The 24,027-nt window shown below is 64.8% G+C and carries 3 protein-coding genes; all 3 read right to left on the minus strand.

What is annotated here, in order from left to right:
* Positions 1 to 7: 7 nt before the first annotated feature.
* From I6F35_RS10615 to I6F35_RS10625, 3 genes are read right to left on the minus strand one after another with little or no spacing between them, the layout of a single operon-like run.
* Positions 8 to 997: an alpha/beta hydrolase gene (locus tag I6F35_RS10615; protein ID WP_225117608.1), complete on the minus strand. Its 990-nt coding sequence runs from the start codon at positions 995 to 997 to the stop codon at positions 8 to 10.
* 4 nt (positions 998 to 1,001) lie between these two features.
* Entirely contained in the window at positions 1,002 to 17,444 is a 16,443-nt protein-coding gene (locus I6F35_RS10620) for a non-ribosomal peptide synthase/polyketide synthase (RefSeq protein WP_225117609.1), read from the minus strand.
* On the minus strand, positions 17,437 to 24,027 hold the full coding sequence (locus I6F35_RS10625; protein WP_225117610.1) for a non-ribosomal peptide synthetase: 6,591 nt from the start codon (positions 24,025 to 24,027) through the stop codon (positions 17,437 to 17,439). Before I6F35_RS10625 ends, I6F35_RS10620 begins: the two co-directional genes overlap by 8 nt.

The raw sequence follows: 24,027 nt of genomic DNA on the forward strand, positions 1-24,027 counted from the left end.
CATAGCTTCAATCGCAGCGCCTTTCCAGATTGGCTCCGGTCCGGAGGGCCGCGGCCAGCGCTCGTCCGATCGCAGCCCGCGCTTGGAGAGCGTCCACGACAACATTTCCCATCCGCAGGAACTCATGGATCATGCCGGGATAGATTTGGAGATCGACCGCAACGCCGGCGGCCTTCAATCTTGATGCGTAGTCGCGCCCCTCATCCAGTAGCGGATCGTATTCGGCGAGAACGATCAGTGCCGGCGGCAGGCCGGAGAGATCACGGGCGGCGAGCGGTGCAAAGCGCCAATCATCGCGGTCGGCATCGTTGCGCAGATATTGCCGGAAGAACCAGTCGACCGTGTCGCGCTCCAGCAGGAAGCCGGAGCCGTAGCGGCTGTATGAGTCCGATATCTGCCGCGAGCTCAGACCGGGATAGGCCAGCACCTGCAGGACAGGCTGTGGCAAAGCTCTGTTAGCTCTCGCCTCGATCGCCAGCGCTGCCGCAAGCGTCCCGCCCGCGCTGTCACCGCCGACCGCAACACGCCCGGAGTCCAGGCCCGCCGCGGGACCCTCGCGAGCGATCCAGGCGAGCGCATCGACGGCATCCTCGAACGCCGTTGGAAACTTGTGTTCCGGCGCAAGCCGGTAATCGATCGACAGCACAGCAGCGCTGCTGTCGGCCGCAAGACCCCGGCACAAGGGTTGATGTGAATCGAGGCTGCCGACAACAAAGCCGCCGCCGTGCATGTAGAGGAGAACAGGCATGGGACTGCGGCTGTTGGGCTCTCGTTCAGCGTAGAGCCGTGCGGCAATCGCACTGCCATCGCGCGCCGGCAGCGATAGATGACGCTCATGGACAAGCGGTGGGGGATCAACATCGAGCAGCGGGGAAGATGCATCGAAATCCGCCCGTGCCTGGGCCGCGGTCAACTGCGGGAACGGTATGCGCGCGCCGCTTTCGGTGCCAACCTGGACCATCTCGAGGAGTGCGGCGATATCGGGATGAAGGCTCATGTCGTCAATCCGCCGGTTCCGCGACCCGGGAAACCGCGGCCTCCGGCTTGGGATCAAGCAGGTCGGAGATTGCGTCGAGGAAATCCGCGTCCTTGAGGATGACGAAGTGGTTGTCGCCGATGACGCCGCTATCGATGGCGTTCGGCAATCGATCCTCCAGCCAGTTACGCTGTACGAGGCGGGTTGACGTCCACCAGCATCGCGGTGCGACTGCCAGACGCGCCGGCAAGGACGATTCCAGCGCGAGGCTCTTCAAGTGTCTCCCGACCCGGAAAGCGCTGGAGATATCATCGACCCCGAGCGAGATGTCTCCCGGTGCGACCTTGTCCAGCACATCCGCGACGAACCGCCGGACGGTCGCCGGCGTCTCCGGCAGGCCGGCGGATCTCATCGATCCCGCATGAGATTGAACGCGAGGGTTTGACGCCGCCGGGACGACTGCCGTCAGCAAGCCGGCCAATTCATCCGCCCAATGGGTCGCGACTGCCGACCGCTCCGCCGGACCATGCTTCCGCGGCACGAAGCTGTCGACCATCGCGAGACAATCGACGCGTTCGCCGCGCCGTTCGAGTTCGGCTGCGACAAGGCTGCCAACGAGACCGCCGAGCGACCAGCCGATCAGGCTGTACGGGCCACGCGGCTGCATACGCCTGATCTCATCGGCGTAGTCAGCCGCCATCGCCTCGAGCGAGCGATCGCTCCAGGATGGATCGACAAGCATCCGGGATTGCAGCCCGAACAATTGACGGCGACCTTCCAGGCGCCGCGCCAGCGGTCCATAGTCGAAGACGGTCCCGAACCCGCCATGCAGACAGAACACCGGTCGTGCGCCGGCAACCGGCGCGTTAAGGGGCAACAGGGCCGATGGCGCTGTACGCTCCACAGTGGCAGCGCCGGAACCAGCCAGCAGTTCACGGATCGTCGGCTTTTGCAGGATATCGCGAAGCTTGATCTCGATGCCGAAGTCCTTGTCCTGCCGAAGCCTTGCGACCACTTTCAGGCTAAGGATCGAATTGCCCCCGAGCTCGAAGAAATTGTCGGTGACGCCGACTTGCGGAAGCTTCAGTACTTCGGACCAAAGCCGCGCCATCGCGATTTCGGCCACACCCTGCGGGGCAACGAAGGCCCGCGTTGCTGCGTCCGGCGCCGGCAGCGCCTGGCGATCGATCTTGCCGCTCGGCAGCACGGGCAAACGATCCAGCATCACGATCCGCGCAGGAACCATATAGGCCGGTAAGCTCTGCTTCATAAACCCGATCAGCCGCTCGGCCATACGCTCGGCCGCCTCGCCGGATGCATCCTTCGTCGTCTTCGGCGCGACATAGGCGACAAGCTGGCTTCCAGACGCGCCCGGCAACGCCACGACCGCGGCCTGATCGACCTCCCCATGGTGCAGCAGCGCGGTCTGGATCTCGCCGAGTTCGATCCGGAAGCCGTTGATCTTGACCTGGTCGTCACTGCGGCCGAGATATTCGATCGTGCCATCCTCGCGCCAACGCGCCAAATCACCGGTCCGGTACAGCCGGGCGCCGGGCATCGTCGCGAATGGATCGGGCACGAAGCGCTCGGCGGTCATGCCGGCTTTGCCATGATAACCCCGCGCAAGCCCTGACCCGCCAAGGTAGAGTTCACCGACAACGCCGGCGGGAATGATATTGAGCGCATGATCGAGAATGTAGGCGCGACGGTCGCCGACCGGCACGCCGATCGGTGCGTAAGGCGTATCGCATTCGGCCTCGCCGACCTTCCAGACCAGCGGCGTGACCACGGTTTCGGTCGGGCCATAGCCGTTGATCAGGATACGCGGCTGCAGCACCCGCCGCACCCTGTCGAAACCTGCCTTCGGCATCGCCTCGCCGCCGAAGGAATACAGCTTGACGGGAGGCGGATTGCCGGACTTGTCGACCCAGTCCGCGACCTGCTGCAGATAAGCGGGCGGCAAGCCGATGTGGCTTGCGTGATAAGCATGCAACGCATCGACGGTCTGCTCCGGCGTCCACAATTCGGCGTCGCGCATCAAGAGCCGCGCGCCATGCGACAACACCGTCAGCCAGCGCTCATGCGCGCCGTCAAAGGCCAGTGACAGGAAATGCAACTCGCATGAACTCTCGTCGATTTCATAGAGTGCGCCGGTCGCATGGCAGTGCATGGCAAGCGGACCATGGGCGACCGCCACGCCCTTCGGCTTGCCCGTCGAACCGGAGGTGTAGATGACATAAGCGAGGTTTTCCGGGTGCAGGCCCGGTCGGGGCGCATGGTCCGGCCCTGCGTCGAAATCGAAGGCGGAAAGACTGATCTGCTCGGCCCGATCCGGAATTGTCAGACCAGAGACGTCGAATTGCCCGGTCAGCAGAAACGCGATGCCAGCATCACGCATGATGTAGGACAGTCGATCAGGCGGATACTCAGGATCGAGCGGAACATAGGCGCCGCCTGCCTTCAGGACCGCGAGCTGCGCCACCATGGTGGCGTCGGTGCGCTCGACCACGATGCCGACACGCCGTTCGGGCCGAAGTCCGCGCGCGATCAAATGATGGGCGAGGCAATTGGCCCTGCGATCGAGCGTGGCATAGGAAAGCTCCTCGCCGCCGATGATCAGGGCGGTTCGTTTCGGATGACGTCTCGCCCATGCGCTGATCGCCTCATGCACGAGGGGTAACGCGGTCGCCGGCTTCGCATGGCCGTTGCAATTGTCGGCAAAGCCGGTGTCGCGTGCCGTAACCGGGTTGATGCTGCCGAGCGGCGCTGTCGCGTCCTGAGTCAGCGTCGACAACAGATGCTCGAACTGAGTCCTGATCTGCTCCGCCTGCGCAGCGGTGAAATGGCTCGGCATGTACGTGTATTCAACCTGCAGCGTCTGCTCGACCAGGACCGAAAGATCCATCGGGTAGTTGGTCACGTCGACATTGTTCAACCCGCTGAATTGCAGCGAGCCGTCGCCGCGCTGCATGCCGCGCTCGATCGGATAATTCTCGAACACGATGATGCTGTCGAACATCGCCTGCCCGGCCCGGCCGGCCCAGCCCTGGATATCGTAGAGCGGCGTATGCTCGTAATCACGGATCGCCAGATTACGGTCCTGAAGCGCGCGCAGCCAGTCCCCAATCGTGCTCGTGGGCAGCGGGGCCTCAATCACCGGCAGCGTATTGATGAAGAGGCCGAGCATTTGATCCGAGCCATCGAGGCTCGCCGGGCGGCCAGCGACGGTGACGCCAAAGGTGACCGTCTGCTGGCCGGTGTACCGTTGAAGCAACAGCGCCCAGACGCCTTGAACGAGGGTGTTCAGCGTGATCCGTTCCCGGCGTGCGAACGCCTTCAACGCTGCGGTCGCCTCCTCTCCGAGTCGCGTATAGCAGCGCTGGTGGCCAGGCGCCTGATGGCGGCGCGAACCGAAGGCGTCGGCAAGCTGCGTCGGCTCGTCGAAGGCCTTCAGCTGGCCACGCCAGAAACGTTCGGCAGCCTGCGCATCCTGCGCCAGCAGCCAGGCGATGTAGTCGCGGTAACGCGACGGGTTCGCCGTCGACGTTCGGCCGTAGTAATGTTCCAGAACTTCGGCGACGAACCTGGCCGAACTCCATCCGTCCATCAGGATGTGATGATAAGTCCAGATCAGGCGATAGAGATCGTTTTCGAGACGGAGCAACTTCACGCGTTGCAGCGGCGGCGTCGAAAGGTCGAATTCCGCGGCCCGCTCATCGGCAAGGGCTGCTGCGATACGTTCCTCGCTGATGGCCTGCCCACGCCAATCCTCTTCCTCGAACGGAGCGGCCGCCTCGCGATAGACGGCCTGCAACGGAGAGCCAGAAAGCTCGCGCCAGAGGAAGCCGGTACGAAGCATCGGATGTCGCGCAGTCACCTCGCGCCATGCGCTCCGCAGGCGACCGGCATCGAGCCCGCGAATTTCGACGCTGACCTGATTGACGTAAACGCCGCTGCCGGCATCGCGCAGGCTGTGGAACAGCATGCCCTGCTGCATCGGCGCGAGCGGATAGATGTCTTCGATGTTGCTCCAGTCGAGACCGAGCCGCTCGAGTTGTTCGCTCGTCAGACCTGAGAGCGAGCCGAACGCAGGGGCCTGCGCTTGCTCTCGGTGCGGCATCTCGCGCGACACTGCTGCAAGGGTTTCGATCGTCTGATGCTGGAAGATGTCGCGCGGCTCGATCAACAAGCCGTGGCGGCGCGCGCGGCTCACCATCTGCAGCGAGATGATCGAATCGCCCCCGAGTTCGAAGAAGTTGTCGGTGACGCCGACGTCGCCTTGGCGCAGCAGATCGGCCCAGATCGCGGCCAGCGCCGCCTCGGTCGGCGTCCGCGGCGCGACGTGGTCGGTGATAGTTGTGAGTGAGCCCGGCGCCGGCAGCGCCTTGCGATCGATCTTGCCGTTCGGCGTCAGTGGCAGCCGCTCCAGCACCACGATCCGCGACGGCACCATGTAGTCCGGCAGCAGCGAGGCCAGCGTTGCCCGCAGCGCCGCGCCGTCCAGGGTGCCCTCGCCGCTGACATAGCCCACCAGCTGGCGGTTGGCTCCGATCTCGCGCGCCACCACGACCGCCGCGCGCACCGCGGGCTGTTCCAACAGCCGCGCCTCGATCTCTCCGAGTTCGATCCGGAAGCCGCGGATCTTCACCTGGTGGTCGGCGCGGCCGACATATTCCACCACCCCGTCGGCCCGCCACCGCGCCAGGTCCCCGGTGCGGTAGAGTCGTGCGCCCGCTGGTCCAAATGGATCGGGGATGAAGCGCGCGGCCGTCAGCGCGCCGCGGCGCCAGTAGCCCCGCGCCAGTCCGGCGCCGCCGATATAGAGTTCGCCCGCGACCCCGATCGGGGCGACGTTGAGGTCGTGGTCCAGGATATAGAGCGTGGTGTTGCCGATCGGTCCGCCCAGCACCGGGCGATCATCCTGCGCATCGAGCCGATGACGCGCCGACCACACCGTGGTCTCGGTCGGTCCATACAGGTTCCAGACCTCGCCCGCCTGCCCCACCAGCCGCCGCGCCAGATCCGGCGCCAGCGCCTCGCCGCCGCACAGCGCCCGGCAGCCCTGCGGCAGCCATGGCCTCGATGCCGCGTCATGGTCGAGCAGCATCCGCCAGGTCGACGGCGTCGCCTGCATCACCGTCACGCCCTGCGCGGCCACCAGCGCCTTGAGCCGGTCCGGATCATGCGCCGTCGCGCGATCCGCCAGCACCACGCATGCGCCGATCATCAGCGGCAGCCACAATTCCAGCACCGCGATGTCGAACGACAGCGAGGTCAAGCCGAGCACCCGGTCCTCTGCCGTCAGGCCCGGCTGCTCCGCCATCGTCGCCAAAAAGTTCGTCACCGCGTCGTGACGCACCATCACGCCCTTGGGCAGTCCGGTCGAGCCGGAGGTGTAGATCACATAGGCCAGGCTCTCGGGATGCATCGCGAGGCCGAGATTGCCGGCATCATGGCCTGCTGCATCCTGCGGTTCATCCAGCAGCCATGGCTCGGCCCCGGTCTCTGCCAGCACCGGAGCGACGCGCGGCTGCAGCGAGGCCTGTGTCAACACCAGCCTCGCGCCGCTGTCGCGCAGCATGTGCGCCAACCGCGCTTCGGGGTAATCCGGATCGAGCGGCAGATAGGCCCCGCCCGCCTTCAACACCGCGAGCAGCGCCACCATCATCTCGATGCCGCGCTCCAGCGCCAGCCCGACCACCACGTCGGCGCCGACCCCAGCCCCGCGCAGCCGCCGCGCCAGCCCATTCGCCCGCCGGTTCAACTCGCCGTAGCTGATCTCCCGGTCGCCGACGACGACCGCCACCGCGTCGGGCGCTGCCTTTGCTTGCGCCTCGAATTGTTCGATGATCCCCAAACGCGGCGCGTCGCGGCTCGTATCATTGGCGCGCAGGAGCAACGCAGCATCGGCCGGATCATTCGCTGCAATCGAGCCGACGGCTCGGTCCGCGTCAACGCTGAGTGCGTCGAGCAATCGCACGAACGCGGCCTGCAACTTGTCGATCTGCGCCTCGTCAAAATACTTGCGCTGGAAATTGAACACTAGCCGCAGCCGGTCATCGAGACCGACACTCGCGAACAGCGGATAGTTGCTGGTCTCGACGATGCTGGTCCTGCCGACACTGATGCGCTGTCCCTTCTCCTTCAGCGCCTGGTCGACCGGATAATTCTCGAACACCAGGATGCTGTCGAACAGCGGCCGCCCGGGCCGCCCTGCCAGACGCTGGATTTCATACAGCGGCGTCCAGTCATATTCTCGCAGCGCCAGATTGCGGTTCTGCAAGTCGCGCAGCCATGCGCCGACCTTCTGCTGCGGATTGACGCTGTCCACGACCGGCAGGGTGTTGATGAACAGGCCCACCATTTCTTCGGAGCCAGCGAGCTCGGCAGGCCGGCCCGAAACGGTGACGCCGAAACATATGGTGCTCTGTCCGCTATGGTGGCGCAGCAATTGCGCCCATGCCGCCTGCACCAGGGTGTTCAGCGTCACGCGCTCCCGCGTCGCAAACTCGTGCAGCCGCGCGGTCAATTCCACATTCAGCGCCAGTGCGCGGTGACCGGATGAGTCGCCATTGACGCGTACTGCCGGTCCCTCCGCCAGGAAGCTCGGCTCATTCAGCGATGCCAGCGCATTGCGCCAGAACGCCGCCGCGGCACCACGATCCTGCTTCTGCAGCCATTCGATATAGTCGCGATAGCGAATCGGCAATGCGGGCAACCGGTTGTCGCCGTCATGGCGCATCACCTCCGCGAGGAACCGCGCCGAGCTCCATCCGTCCAGGAGGATGTGATGATGGGTCCAGATCAACCAGTGACGATCTTCTGCGAGCCTGACCAGCCGCACCCGCTGCAACGTTGGCCGGGACAGATCAAAACCTTCCGCGCGCTCGCGCTGTGATAACTCCGCCAGCGCGGCTTCCAGCTCGGGTTCGGCAAGTTCACTGGCCCGCGCGCGCCAATCGTCTTCAACCAACGGCACCTCGGCGTGGCGATAGACGACCTGCTGCGCCAATCCGGATAGATCGCGCCAGACAAATCCGGTCCGCAGTACCGCGTGCCGATCGCTGACCGCCTGCCATGCCATGCGGAGCCGGCCGGCATCAAGGCCGCGGACTTCCGCTGCGACCTGATTCACATAAAGCGCGCTCTCATCATCGTGCACCGCATGGAACAGCATGCCCTGCTGCATCGGCGACAACGGGTAGATGTCCTCGACCTCTCGCCAATCCAGCGCGAGCCTGTCGAGATCGGCCTGGCTCAGGCCCGACAATGCCACGTCCGAGGGCGTCAGCCCAGAGACGCCGCTGGTGCAGTGATCGACCAGTTCCCGCAAGGCCGCCTGATAGAAGTTGGCCAGCCGTTCGACGGTCTCGCGATGATAACGCCGGCGGCTGAAGCCGAACGACAGCCGCAATTGGCCTTCCCGCACCAGGCCGTTGACGCTGAGCCAGCGGCGCATCGGGCTCGTGGCGCTGCGCGAAGAACCGGTGCTTTCCGGCGCCATGGTGAACGACGCGGCTTCTCCGGTGCCGCCATCGACCTGGCCGAGATAATTGAACACGATCCTGGGCTCGGCCATCACCGACAGCACCGCGCGCTGCTGCTCAGAGCCGAGATAACGTAACACGCCATAACCCAGACCGCGATTGGGGATGGCGCGAAGCTCTTCCTTCACCTCCTTGATCAGGGAGGCGACGTCACATGCGCCTCCGGTCAGCTTCACCGGGAATGCCGTCGTGAACCAGCCGACGGTGCGAGAGATGTCGAGATCGCCGAACAGATCTTCGCGGCCGTGGCCTTCAAGCTCGATCAAGGCCTCCTCACGGCCGCTCCACTTCCACAGCGCACGCGTGAGCGCTGCTAGCAGGAGATCGTTCGCCTGCGTGCGATAGGCTGAAGGGGCATCCCTCAATAGCCGTCCCGTCAGTTCGGCATCGAGCGACAGCGATATCTCTTCACCGTCGGCCACCACGTCGATGCCGCCGTGATCGTGATCACATGGCAAATTGACACTGGCATTGCGCTCGAGCCAATAAGGCAATTCCGCTGCCAATTCCGAAGAGGCAGCGTAGGCGTGCAGTCGTTCGCCCCACAACGCATAAGGATGGCTCTTCGGTGGAAGAGCAGCGATCGCCACGCCTTGCGCCAACTGGTCATAGGCCGCCGCGATATCTTCCAGCAGCACCCGCCAAGATACGCCATCGACGACGAGATGATGGATCACGATCAATAGCCGCTGACTGCCGTCTGCCACATCGATCCCGACCGGCCGCAACAGCGGTCCTCCGGGCAGCGACAGGCTCGCCTGCGCCGCCGTGGCCAGCCCCGTCACGGCCTCACCGTCAGCCGCGCTACGAACCCAGAGCAGTGTCGATGCGTCCGGCGCTGCGCCGTGCTCGGCATACCACGTCCCATCTACCTCTTCGAAACGAAGGCGCAACGCATCATGATGATCGACCACGGCCGCAAACGCGCGCGCCATGATCGCCCAATCGAGGCGGTGCCGCGGACAGAGCAGGACGGCCTGATTCCAGTGATCACGCCCGCCGATATCTTCCGCGAAGAAGCGCGCCTGGATCGGCAATAGGAAATGCCGGCCAGAAACGCGCCCCTGCTCGGCTGAGATTTCGTTCCGCCGCTCTGTGCGCGCCACGCGCGCGAGGGATTCGAGCGTCTGATGCTGAAAGATATCGCGCGGCTCGATTAACAGGCCCTGGCGGCGCGCCCGGCTCACCATCTGCAGCGAGATGATCGAGTCGCCGCCGAGTTCGAAAAAATTGTCAGTGATGCCGATGGTGGACTGATGGAGCAGCTCGCCCCAGATCGCAGCCAGCGCCGCCTCGGTCGGCGTTCGCGGAGCCACATGATCCGATACGACTGCAAGCGCTTCCGGAGCCGGCAACGCCTTGCGGTCGATCTTGCCGTTGGGCGTCAGCGGCAGCCGCTCCAGCACGACAACTCGCGACGGCACCATGTAGTCCGGCAGCATCGACGATAGCGCCGATCGCAGTGCTGATACTGCCAACGCATTTTCACCGCTGACATAGCCCACCAGTTGGCGGCTTGCGCCGATCTCGCGCGCCACCACCACGGCCGAGCGCACACCGGGCTGCTCAAGCAGCCGCGCCTCGATCTCTCCCAGTTCGATCCGGAAGCCGCGGATCTTCACCTGGTGGTCGGCACGGCCGACATATTCGATCGCGCCGTCCGATCGCCACCGCGCCAGGTCGCCGGAGCGATAGAGCCTTGCGCCAGGTGGACCAAACGGATCAGGAATGAAGCGCTCCGCCGTCAGCGCGCTGCGGCGCCAATAGCCCCGCGCCAAGCCGGCACCGCCGATATAGAGTTCGCCTGTCACGCCCTCGGGAGCGAGCCTCAAGTCGCCGTCGAGAATCCTAATCACCGTTCCAGGAATCGGCTTCCCGATCGGCACCCGCGCGGCGCCATCGTTCCGACAATTCCAGAACGTGGCGTTGATCAGAGCCTCGGTCGGGCCGTAGCGGTTGTCGAATCGAACGTCCGGCAAAGCCGCCAGCACGCGCGCCTTCAACTCCGCCGACAGGGCCTCGCCGCCGGCAAACAGGCGTTTCAGCGTCGCGCAGCGTTTCGCCTCGGGCTCGGCGACGAAACGTTCCAGCATCTGCGGGACGAAATGCAGCGTCGTCACGTCATGGGCAACGATCGCGTCGATCAGGCGTCGCGGCTCGCGGTGCGCTGCCGGAGGTGCGATCGCCAGGCGGGCGCCAATCGCAAGTGGCCAGAGGATTTCCCAGACCGAAACATCGAAGCTGAAAGGCGTCTTCTGCAACAGGGTCTCGCCGGAGTCGAGGCTATATTCCGCCTGCATCCAACCGAGCCGCGCAGCGAGCGCACCATGCGAGCAGGCGACACCCTTCGGCACACCCGTCGATCCCGAGGTATAGATCACATAAGCGAGGTTCTCGGGGTGAAGCGCGATGCCGAGATCACGATCGACATCACCAGATCCAGCTTCGTCGATTGTTTCGACGGTCCACACCTCGACGGCGGTTTCCGCGAATACAGGCGCAAGCGTTTCGAGCAACCGGCCCTGCGTCAGCGCCAATCTCGTTCCGCTGTCGCGCAACATCAGGGCAAGCCGTTCAGACGGATAGTCCGGATCGAGCGGCAGATACGCCCCGCCCGCCTTCAACACCGCCAGCACCGCCACGATCAGATCGACGCTGCGCTCCAGCGCAAGCCCGACCGGCGTGTCACGCGTAACGCCGCCGTCGCGAAGCCGCCGCGCCAGACGATTGGCCCGCGCGTTCAACTCGGCGTAACTGACCTGCTCGTCGCCAAACGCCAGGGCAATCGAGGACGGTGCATCAGCGACGCGTGCCTCGATCTGCGCCACGATGCCGCCATTGAACGCGGAAGGAACACTCTCATCAGCTCCGCCATTCCAGTTCAGGATCCGCCGCGTCTCCTCCGGACCGACGCCGTTGAGTTCGCCGAGCGGACGATCCGCGCCGCGCGCGATTCCCGCGAGCAGACGTGCCAAACCTGCCTGCAGACGCCTCACCTGCCGCTCGTCGAAGCGGCTGCGATCATAACGGAAGCCGAGATTGATGCCGTCTGTCTTAGTGAACACCGCCACCGTCAAGGCATAGTTCGTGATCGAGATCTGTGCGACGCGCCCCATGCGCGGGCTATTGTCGTTCTGCCCGCGCAGGGCCTGATCGATCGGATAGTTCTCAAACACCAAAATACTGTCGAACAGCGGCCGGCCCGAGCGCCCCGCGAGGCGCTGGATCTCATAGAGCGGCATCCAGCCGTGCTCCCGCAAATCGACGTTGCGCTCCTGCAGGTCGCGAAGCCAGCTACCGACATCGGTCTGCGGCTTGGCCTGATCGACAACCGGAAGCGTATTGATGAACAGGCCGACCATCTCTTCGGAGCCCGCGATCTCCGCCGGTCTGCCGGATATCGTCGCTCCAAAGCAAACGGTGCGCTGGCCGGTATACTGACGCAATAGCTGCGCCCACGCTCCCTGCAGCAGCGTGTTCAGCGTCACGCGCTCGCGTTTGGAAAATGCCTGCAGTTTTGCCGTCAGTTCTGGATCGAGCGCCAGGTCGAGCGAGCCGTGGCCCGAGGCTTGTGGATCGGAAGGCCCACCCAGCGCATCCGCGAGAAAGCTCGGATCGTCCAGTTCGGCCAGCGCCGCCGACCAGAACTCGGCCGACCTCTCGCGATCCCGTTGCTGCAGCCAGCCGATATAGTCACGGTAACGTCCCTGCACGACTGGCAATAGGTTGCCACGCTCGTGCTGCAGAATCTCGGCGATGAGCCGCGCAGAACTCCAGCCGTCCAGGAGAATGTGGTGATGGGTCCAGATCAGCCGGTAGCGGCCTTCGCCGAGCGTGATCAACCGCACGCGCTGCAATGGCGGTCGCGATAGGTCGAAGCCCTGGACACGCTCGGCCCGCGAGGCTTCGGCCAAGGCAGCATCGAGCTCGATGCGCCCCATTCGCGCCGATTGTTCGCGCCAGTCCTCCTCCACGAACGGCACCGTCACGTGGCGATAGACCACCTGCTGTGCCGAGCCTGACAGTTCGCGCCAGAGGAAGCCGGTGCGCAGCACCGCATGGCGAGCGCTGACCGCCTGCCATGCCGCGCGCAGCCTGTGCGGGTCCAGACCAGCTATGTCTACCGCGACCTGGCTGATATAGAGCCCGCTTTCCCCGTCGTGCAGCGCGTGGAATAACATGCCCTGCTGCATCGGCGACAACGGATAGATATCCTCGATCTCGCGCCAGTCGAGCGTTACTCCCAACGAATCGAGTTCGGGCTGTGTCAATCCCGACATAGCGACGTCCGACAGAGTGATCCCGCAAGCGCCGCTGGTGCAGTGCGCGACAAGCTCCCGCAGTGCCGCCGCATAGTGCTCGGCGAGGCGTTCGATCGTGGCGCGCTGGTACCGCTTGCGCCCGTATCCAAACGACAGGCGCAACTGACCTTCCGATACCTGGCCGTTGATGCTCAGCCAGCGGCCAAGCGGTGCGCTCGCACTCCGCGCCGGTCCGGCGCTTTCGGACGCGACCGTGAACGGCGCGCCCTCGCCAATGCTGGAATCGAACTGGCCGAGGTAATTGAAGACGATCCGCGGCTCCGCGATCGCGGCCAGCGCGCTACGCTGCTCGTCGGTGCCGAGATAACGTAGCACACCGTAACCCAATCCACGGGCCGGAATCGCGCGCAGCTCTTCCTTGATGGTCTTGATCAGCGCGGCGTCGTCCTTCGAGCCGCCCTTCAGATGCACAGGAAAAGCGGTCGTGAACCAGCCGATCGTGCGCGATATGTCGGCGCCCGCGAAGATATCCTCGCGGCCATGCCCCTCAAGCTCGACGAGCACTCCATCGATCCCGCTCCAGCGCCACACCGACCGCGCCAGTGCGGCCAACAGCAGATCGTTGACCTGGGTTCGATAGGCGGAAGAAGCTTCCTTGAGTAGCCGACGGGTCGTTTCCGCATCGAACGCCAGCACGATCTCCTCGCCCTCGGCGACCCGATCGATGTCGCCGTGATCCTCGTCGCAGGGCAACTCGACGTCCGACGTCCGTTCAAGCCAATAGGGCAACTCGGCAGCCAGCGAGGGCGTAGCGGCGTAGGCTTGCAGCCGGGCGCTCCACGAAGCGTAGAACTGGCTCTTTGGCGGCAGCGCGGTAGACGCCGCGCCCTGCATCGATTGGCCGTAGGCTGCGGCGATATCTTCCAGCAGAACCCGCCACGATACTCCGTCGATGACAAGGTGATGAACCACCACGAGCAGCCGCTGGCTGCCGTCGGCGAGATCCATCCCGACCACGCGCAGCAGCGGACCCTGCAATGACAGGCTGGCTTGCGCCGCCGAAGCCAACGACGTCACCTCTGCCGCGCCGCTTACGCTACTGTGAACCCACAGCAGTTCGGAGAGGGCGGGCGCGGCGCCGTACTCCGCCCGCCACCCGCCGTCGACCTGTTCGAAGCGAAGGCGCAGCGCGTCATGATGCGCGACCACGGCTGCGACCGCCTGCCCCAGGATATCCCAATCCAGGCGCGATCGCGGGACCAGCAGCACCGCCTGATTCCAGTGATGGCGTTCGCCGGCGTCTTCGCTGAAGAACCGTGCCTGGATCGGCAGCAGTGGATGTTCGCTGCCCGTGAGGTCCTGCTCGAATGACGCATCTACCGGCGAGTTGTCGGATTGCACCGCGAGTGCCAGTTCCTGCAGCGTTTGATGACGGAAAACGTCGCGCGGCTCGATCAACAAACCGGCCTGACGCGCACGGCCGACCAACTGGAGCGAGATGATCGAGTCACCGCCAAGCTCGAAAAAATTGTCCGTGACCCCGATGACAGGCTGACCAAGGAGCTCGGCCCAGATTGCCGCAAGCGCGACCTCGGTTGCGGTTCGTGGTGCGACATGCTCCGTCGAGACAGCGGGCATGTCGGGTGCCGGCAAGGCTTCTCGGTCCACTTTGCCATGCGCGGTAAGCGGCAATCGCTCAAGCGTCACGATCCGCGCCGGCACCATATAGTCAGGCAGTTCGTCCGCGAGTGCTGCGCGTAGCGTCGCCTCGTCGAATTTGCCCGTGCCGCAGACATAGCCGACCAATTGACGGGCCGCCCCTGCTTCCCGGGCGACCACCACCGCCGACCGTACGCCGCGCTGTCGTATCAGCCGCGCCTCAATTTCACCCGGCTCGATCCGGAAGCCGCGAATCTTCACCTGGTGATCCGAACGGCCGAGATATTCGACCACGCCATCTGCGCGCCAGCGTGCAAGATCGCCGGTGCGGTACAACCGCGCACCGGGTTCGCCAAACGGATCGGGGATGAACCGTTCCGCCGTTTGCGCACAGCGCCGCCAGTAGCCTCGCGCCAATCCCTCGCCGCCGATGAACAATTCACCTGTCACGCCGACAGGCACGATGTTCAGATCGCCGTCGAGGATATAGGCCGCGCGATTCCCGACCGGACGACCGATCGGGGCGTAGGCGCCCTCGATCTCCGCGTCGGCGTCGACCTTCCAGACCAGCGGCGTGACCACCGTTTCCGTCGGGCCGTAACCATTGATCAGTTTGCGCGGCTTGAGTGCGCGCTTGACCTTGTCGAAGCCGGCCTTCGGCATTGCTTCGCCGCCGAACGAATAGAGTGCGACCGGCGGTGGATCGCCGCGCCACAACGCGAAATCCGCAAGCTGCTGCAGATAGGCGGGCGGGAATCCTGCATTGGTCACACGCTGCCGGCGCAACACGTCGAGCGTCTGCTCGGCGGACCACAGATCCTCATCCCGCATCACGAGTGCGGCGCCGCAGGTCAGCGCGGTCCAAAGCCGCTCATGCGCACCGTCGAAGGTGAACGACAAGAAATGCAGTTCGCGCGAGTTTCGATCCATCTCGTAGAGTTCGGCGGTGGCCGCGCAATGCATTGCGAAGGGACCATGCGCAACTGCGACGCCCTTCGGTATTCCAGTCGATCCGGAGGTGTAGATGACATACGCAAGGCTTTGCGCATTCACCGCGATCGCAGGATCGCTTTCCGGCTCCTGATCAAGATCAAGCGCGTCAAGATCGATCATCACGATGCCGCCCGTGTCCGGTGATCGCGCCAAACCGGCGGCATCGGCCAGCACAAGGCGCAGACCTGCATCGTGCATGGTGCCGGCCAGCCGCGCGACCGGATGATCGGGATCAAGCGGCACATAGGCGGCGCCTGCCTTCAAGACGCCCAGCAGGGCCGCCACGAGCGATGGCGAGCGTCGCGCGGCGATGCCGACCACTTCATCGGGACCGACGCCAAGACGGATGAGGCGATGCGCCAGACGGTTGGCGCGGCGATTGAGCTCGGCGTAGGAAATCACCTCTTCCCCGAAGACAAGCGCCGGCGCATGCGGCGCTTGCTCCGCGATCCGGGCAACCGTCTGGTGTACCGGCGTGAACGACACGGGGGTTGGGACGGCCCCGCTGTTCCAGCGCCGAAGCTCGGCCTGTTCCTGCATCGAGAGCAGCGCGATGCCAGCGATCGGCTGCATCGGGTCGGCAGCCATCGCTTTAAGGATCGTGAGCCAATGCGCCGAAAGTCGTTCAATCGTCGCCGGCTCGAACAGGGCGGTCGCGTAGGAGAAGACGGCGCTGATCTCTCCTGAAGCCGTCTCTTCGCTGTCGAGCGCCAGATCAAACTTGACTGTATCGACCTCCGGCTCGATTTTTTCGATTTGCAGCCCGGTCCGATCGGGCGGATTGATCGATACGCGGCGGCGCTGATGATTATAGAGAACCTGGAAGAGCGGATTCTGGCTCAAGGTCCGCTGCGGCTGCAGGATCTCAAGGAGCCGCTCGAATGGAAGATCCTGGTTCTCCTGCGCTTCGATCGTGGCGCCATGGACCGATGCGACGAAATCCGCAATCGTCGCGCGGCTATCGAGCAATATGCGAAGCACCTGGGTGTTGACGAACAGCCCGATCATCCCCCGCGTCTCGTCCCGGTGGCGATTGGCGACGGGTACGCCGACGCTGATATCGGATTGTCCGGTGTAGCGATAAAGCAGCAGCTTGAAGCTGGCTAGCAGGACGGCGAACAGCGTGGTCCGGCGCTGGCGCGCCAGCATGCGCAAGGCCTCGGCGAGCGACGGATCGAGTTCGATGCGAACGGCGGCGCCGGCGTAGTCGGGCAATGCCGGACGCGCGCGATCCACAGGAAGCTGCAGCGCGACCGGCTCCTTGAGCCGATGGGTCCAGTACTGGACCTGGCGCTCGCCATCCACGGCGCTCATCCACAGCCGCTGCCAGGCAGCGTAGTCCGAATATTGAATCTCAAGCTCAGGCAGTGCCGCCGCTTCACCACGCACGGCGGCTCCATAGAGCTGCCAGAATTCGTGGACCAGCACGCCCATTGACCAGCCGTCGGCGACGATATGGTGCATCGTGACCACGACGACATGGTCCTCCTCTCCGAGCGCCAGCAACGCCACGCGCAACAGCGGGCCGGCCTCGAGATCGAAGGGTGCAGCGGCTTCCTCGCGGGTCAGACGCCGGGCTTGCTGCTCGCGGTCGCTGCCATCTACCCTGATGCGCCGCAGCTTGACGGGCTCCGCTTCGAGCAGGACCTGCTCGGCTTCCCCGCCGTCCTGGCGGAATACGGTGCGAAGTGCGCCGTGGCGAACGACCAGAGCATCGAAGGCCTGCTGCATGGCATTCACGTCAAGCCTGCCGCGGACGCGTACGGTAACTGGCATGTGGTAGGCTGCGCTACCAGGGTCCATGCGCCACAGGAACCAGAGTCGCGTCTGCGCAAAGGAGAGCGGCGCCCGTTTCTGCTCCTGGCGCGCGATCGGCAGCATGGACAGATTCACGCCCCTTGCCCCAAGCTGCGTCAGGAACGCATGCTGCTTGGAAGTATTAAGGCGCATCAGCCGCCTTGAGATGTCGCGAAGCTGATCCTTCTGCGTTTCGGCAAGGTCACTCATCGGAAAATTCGACTTCCTTCAACATGTCGAACATGGCGGCGATGTCATCTGTCCGCTTGTCGGCAACAAGCTCAGGGGCCAGCGCCGCCGCCATCGTTTCGATGGTCGTCATTTCGAACAGGCGATGCAGCGGCAATTCGTGGCCAAGATCGCGCTTGATCCGGCTGACGAGTTGAACGGCGATCAGCGAATCGCCCCCGAGTTCGAAGAAGTTGTCGGTGACGCCGACGTCGCCTTGGCGCAGCAGATCGGCCCAGATCGCGGCCAGCGCCGCCTCGGTCGGCGTCCGCGGCGCGACGTGGTCGGTGATAGTTGTGAGTGAGCCCGGCGCCGGCAGCGCCTTGCGATCGATCTTGCCGTTCGGCGTCAGCGGCAGCCGCTCCAGCACCACGATCCGCGACGGCACCATGTAGTCCGGCAGCAGCGAGGCCAGCGTTGCCCGCAGCGCCGCGCCGTCCAGGGTGCCCTCGCCGCTGACATAGCCCACCAGCTGGCGGTTGGCCCCGATCTCGCGCGCCACCACCACCGCCGCGCGCACCGCGGGCTGTTCCAACAGCCGCGCCTCGATCTCTCCGAGTTCGATCCGGAAGCCGCGGATCTTCACCTGGTGGTCGGCGCGGCCGACATATTCCACCACCCCGTCGGCCCGCCACCGCGCCAGGTCCCCGGTGCGGTAGAGTCGTGCGCCAGCTGGTCCAAACGGATCGGGGATGAAGCGCTCGGCCGTCAGCGCGCCGCGGCGCCAGTAGCCCCGCGCCAGTCCGGCGCCGCCGATATAGAGCTCGCCCGCGACCCCGATCGGGGCGACGTTGAGGTCGTGGTCCAGGATATAGAGCGTGGTGTTGCCGATCGGTCCGCCCAGCACCGGGCGATCATCCTGCGCATCGAGCCGATGACGCGCCGACCACACCGTGGTCTCGGTCGGTCCATACAGGTTCCAGAGCTCGCCCGCCTGCCCCACCAGCCGCCGCGCCAGATCCGGCGCCAGCGCCTCGCCGCCGCACAGCACCCGGCAGCCCTGCGGCAGCCATGGTCTCGATGCTGCGTCATGGTCGAGCAGCATCCGCCAGGTCGACGGCGTCGCCTGCATCACCGTCACGCCCTGCGCGGCCACCAGCGCCTTGAGCCGGTCCGGATCATGCGCCGTCGCGCGATCCGCCAGCACCACGCATGCGCCGATCATCAGCGGCAGCCACAATTCCAGCACCGCGATGTCGAACGACAGCGAGGTCAGGCCGAGCACCCGGTCCTCTGCCGTCAGGCCCGGCCGCTCCGCCATCGTCGCCAAAAAGTTCGTCACCGCGTCGTGACGCACCATCACGCCCTTGGGCAGTCCGGTCGAGCCGGAGGTGTAGATCACATAGGCCAGGCTCTCGGGATGCACCGCGAGGCCAAGATTGCCGGCATCATGGCCTGCTGCATCCTGCGGTTCATCCAGCAGCCATGGCTCGGCCCCGGTCTCCGCCAGCACCGGAGCGACGCGCGGCTGCAGCGAAGCCTGCGTCAACACCAGCCTCGCGCCGCTGTCGCGCAGCATGTGCGCCAACCGCGCTTCGGGGTAATCCGGATCGAGCGGCAGATAGGCCCCGCCCGCCTTCAACACCGCAAGCAGCGCCACCATCATCCCGATGCCGCGCTCCAGCGCCAGCCCGACCACCACGTCGGCGCCGACCCCAGCCCCGCGCAGCCGCCGCGCCAGCCCATTCGCCCGCCGGTTCAACTCGCCGTAGCTGATCTCCCGGTCGCCGACGACGACCGCCACCGCGTCGGGCGTCTTGTCGACCTGTTGTTCGAACAGCTCATGGAAACAACGGCCCGACGGATATCGCGTCTCCGTCCGATTCCACGCCCCCAGCAACAGCTCACGTTCCTGCGACGGAAGGATGTCGAGCTGACGCACAGGCGTGCGCGGCGCTTGCTCCAGTGCGGTCGCCAATTGATCAAGCGCATGCTGCATCAAAGCGCAGACACGGTCCGGGGAAACGGGCTCGACGACCTGCGCCGTCAGGCCGAGCGCCTGACCGTGGTCCTCGACCGAGAGCATCAGCGGATAGTTGGTCCGCTCTTCGCCACCGAGCCACTCAACGCCGTCCAGCAGTTCTTTGGTCCCCGGCAAGTCTGCCGGCATCCTGTTGTGGCGGTAATTCAAGAGCGCGCTGAACAAGGGCGCGGGCGGCGCGATGCCGCTGCACCGCTGCGCAAGCGCCAACGAGGCATGTTCGTGCGTCATCAGCTCTGCCAGCCGGGCATGCGCATCACGCACGGCATCTTCGACAGCCGTGCCATCGAGATCGAGCCGCAACGGCAAGGTGTTGATGAACAGTCCCATGGCGCGATCGGCGCCAAGGCCCGCCTGCGTGCGGCCGAACAGCACCGTGCCGAACACGACCACCTCTCGCCCGCTGCTGCGCGCGACCACCTGGCCCCAGGCGAGATGGCAGAGACTCGCCAAGCTTACCCCCTGGCGACGCGCCTGGGCACGAAGGCGCTCGTTCAACGCTCGCGGCAACATCCGGCGGTCTTCGCCTACGCCACAGCCGTCGCCATGCACCTGGGTCAAACCAAAGGGCGCGGTCGGCTCATCGATGTCAGACAGCATCTCGCGGAAGAACCGCTGATCCTCCTTCGCCGCAAATTTCTCTCGCGCCTGGGCCACGAGATTGCGGAACGGATTCGGAGCCGTCAGTTCGTGCTTGCGTCCGGAAAGGATTTTCTCAACTTCGCTATGCATCACCTCCAAGGTCGAATGATCGCCGATCATGTGGTGCAGCAGCAGCAACAGCAGCCACCGTTCGCTGCCGGGTTCGCGCGCGACGACAAATCGCAGCAGCGGCGCCTGGTCGAGATCGATGCGATGCCGACGCGGATCGAAACGGCGCGCCAATTGTTCGTGCGCGGGACCGTCTCCATCAAGTTCGATCTCGGTGACGATCAAGGGCGCCTGCCGCCAGACCACCTGCGCCGGACTCGATAACCCCTCCCACTCGATGGAAGTGCGGAGAATGTCATGACGATCGATCACCTCTTGAACGGCCCCGAGATAGCGACCGAGCAGGTCGCGGCTCGCAAACGCCATTTGGCCGACCATCAAATACGGATCGCCCTCGGTCGACAGCAGGTGGTGGAACAGGATGCCGTCCTGCAATGGCGACAGGCCGTAGATGTCCTGGATATTGGCGATGCCGCCCGGCACCCTGGCCACCAAGCTGTCAATCTCGGATTGGCTCAGGACGATCAGCGGCAGCATCTCCGGCGTGATCGTCGTGGTTTGCGGCGTGATCGGATTGGCGGGTGCGGCGACCGCGCCGGCGCGGACGAGGCTGGCAGCGAGTTCACACAGCACCGGCCTGGCGAACAACGTGCGCACATCAGTGGCGAGAGAATGCCGCTGGAGTTGCTCCAGCAGTCGGACGGCAAGCAGCGAATGCCCGCCAAGCTCGAAAAAATGATCGTTGCGCCCGATCCGCCGGACGCCCAGCAGTTCGGACCAGATCTTCGCAAGGATCTCCTCCACCTCGCCTTGCGGCGCCACATAGCCGCGACGCGCAAGTGCATCATCGTCCGGCGCCGGTAGCGCCTGACGATCGACCTTGCCGTTCGGCGTCAGAGGCAATGCCTTGAGGCGCACAAAGGCCGACGGCACCATGTAATCCGGCAATTGTGCGCCGAGATGGTCGCGCATCGTGGCCGCAAATGCGCCCGCATCGAATGCACCGCTATCTTCCTCCTGCGCAGCCGGCACCACATAGGCGACCAGGCGCCGGTCGTTGCCTTCGCCGCGCGCCAGCGCCACCGCATCGCGCACAGCAGGATGTTCATTCAGACGAAACTCGATCTCGCCGAGCTCGACCCGGAAGCCCCTGATCTTCACCTGATGATCGTTGCGGCCGAGGAATTCGATGTTGCCATCGGGCAAGTAACGTCCGAGGTCGCCGGTACGGTAGAGCCGCGCTGCCGGATCGGAACCGAAGGGATCGGTTGCGAACCGCTCCGCCGTCAGGTCGGCCCGGTTCAGATAGCCGCGTGCGACACCAACGCCACCAATACAGATCTCGCCGATCGCACCTCTCGGTACCGGGGCGCCGCTCTTGTCCAGCAGATAGATCCGCGTATTCGCGATCGGGCGGCCGATCGGGACAATCCCGCCATTAAAGCCCGCCGGTCGTCGCCAGGCCGTGGCGCAGACGGTGGCTTCCGTCGGTCCATAGCCGTTGAAGACGGCGACGGTCGCGGGCAGGCTTTCGATCAACTCGGATCTGGGCAACTCACCGGCGAGGACGATCACCTGCAAGGACGCCAGGCGTTCCAGGTCCGTGCGCCCCCGCAACAGCGCCGGCGGAAGGGTCGCGTGCGTGACGCCGTTGCGCGCCAGATAGTCCAGGAGATCCGGGACGCTGAGCTGCTCACGCGCACCGAGCAGATGCAACTCGGCCCCCGAGCATAGGGCCATGATGATTTCCCAGATGCTCGCGTCGAAACTGAATGAAGCGAATTGAACCACGCGGCTCTGGGACGACACGCCAAACAGCCTCATCTGGGCCAGCGCGAGGTTCACCAATCCGCGATGCTCAACCATCACGCCCTTGGGGGTACCGGTAGACCCCGAGGTATAGATGACGTAGGCGAGATGGCGCGACGTCAGGCCGAGGACATCGGGATCTGGACTGGATGTTGGCAGCTTGGCCCAGCCCGATGCGTCCGATCCGACGTCGATGACCTGACACGTTGTATCGCCGAGCGACGATCGGCCCACGCTATCGCAGATCAACAGTTGCGGTTTTGCATCGTCGAGAATCTGCCGTAGCCGCTCGGCCGGATAGGCCGGGTCGAGCGGCAGATAGGCTCCGCCCGACTTGAGCACGGCCAGCAGAGCGACGATCATGTCAACGCCGCGCTCCAGACAGATCGCGACCAACCGATCCGGACCAGCACCGAGCCTGATCAGATGATGGGCAAGCTGACTGGCCTGCGCATCGAGTTCGCCATAGCTTACGCGCCGGTCATGATGGACCAGCGCGGCCGCTTCCGGCGCCCTGCGCACCTGCTCGGCGAACAATTCGTGGATGCAGCAATCGGACGGATAAGGTGTCGCCGTCTGATTCCAGGTTTCCAGAACAAGCGCGCGCTCTCCGGACGAAAGCAGATCGATCCGGTCGACCACCTGGTCCGCATCGGCAACCATCGCCCGCAGCACGGCAAGCAGATAGCCTCGATGACGCTTCACCGTCGTTTCGTCGAACAGTGCGGTTGCATAGTTCAGCGCACCGACGATGCGGCCGTCGACCTCGCCGAGGTCGAGTTCCAGGTCGAACTTGACCTGGTCGAGCGCGGTTCTGGCGACCTCAACCTGCAGATCGGGCAGTTGAAACGCCATCATATGGTCGTTCTGCCAGGCGAACACGACCTGGAAAATCGGGGTATGGTCGAGGCGTCGCGGAGGCTGCACGATCTCGACGAGCTGTTCGAAAGGCAAATCCCGGTGGTCCTGCGCCGCAAGCGCAGCATCGCGCACACGATTCAACAGCGCTGCCACGCTCGGCTCTCCCGACAAATCCAGGCGAAGCGCCAGCATATTGACGAAGAAGCCGACCAGACCTTCGACCTTGCGTCGGTCGCGATTGGCTATCGGGGTGCCAATCACAAGGTCGCTCTGACCGGACAGCCGGGACAGCACGGCCGCCCATGCCGCCAGCATGACCATGAATGTCGTCGTGCCGTGCCGCTGACCTAACCGACGGATGCCCATCGCAAGATCAGCATCGATCTCGACTGGCAGCGATGCGCCGGAAAGAGACCGGATCGGAGGGCACGGTCGATCCGTCGGCAGTTCGAGCACGGCCGGAGCACCAGCCAGCTTCTGCCGCCAATAATCAATCTGCCGCTGCAATCGTTCTCCAGTCAGCCACTGGCGTTGCCAGACGGCATAGTCAGGATATTGAATCTCGAGCGGCGGCAGCGGATCTTGCCCGCCGACGACAAATGCCCGGTACAGCGCGGAAAGCTCGCGGATCAGCACTCCCATCGACCAGCCGTCCGAAACGATGTGGTGTTGGGTGAGCAGAAAGACGTAGTCCTTTTCCGCCATGCGGATGAGGCGTCCGCGGATCAATGGCCCGCGGGTCAGATCGAAGGGAGCGTGCACCTCCTCACCGCATAGACGTTCAAGCGCCGCTTCGTGGTCCGCTGCATCACGCAGATCATGCTCGACCAGGGGCAGGCCCGCATCGGCGGGCAACAGTTCAACGTGAAGCTCTCCACCACTCGCAATGAAAATACTGCGCAGGGATTCGTGGCGCGCGAACAGGCGATCCAGACTGCGGCGCCAGGCGGCGACGTCCAGCGTTCCGGACAAGCGCAACATGCCACGGATATGATAGTTGCTGGTTGCGCCGTCGAGCTGTGCCAGCAGCCAAAGCCGCTGCTGCGCAAAGGACAAGGCGAGCGCGCCGTCCCGCGAGGCTGTCGGTATTGCGGAGCTCTCGCGCTTGCCGGCGTTGCGGCTGCGATCCTTCGCGAGCAGGACGAGCTTTCTCACCTCTTCCGGATTCAGCTCCCGCAAATCGCGCTTGGATGGACTTGCCAT

It is taken from the genome of Bradyrhizobium sp. BRP22 (assembly GCF_020194175.1).
Taxonomy (GTDB): Bacteria; Pseudomonadota; Alphaproteobacteria; order Rhizobiales; family Xanthobacteraceae; genus Bradyrhizobium.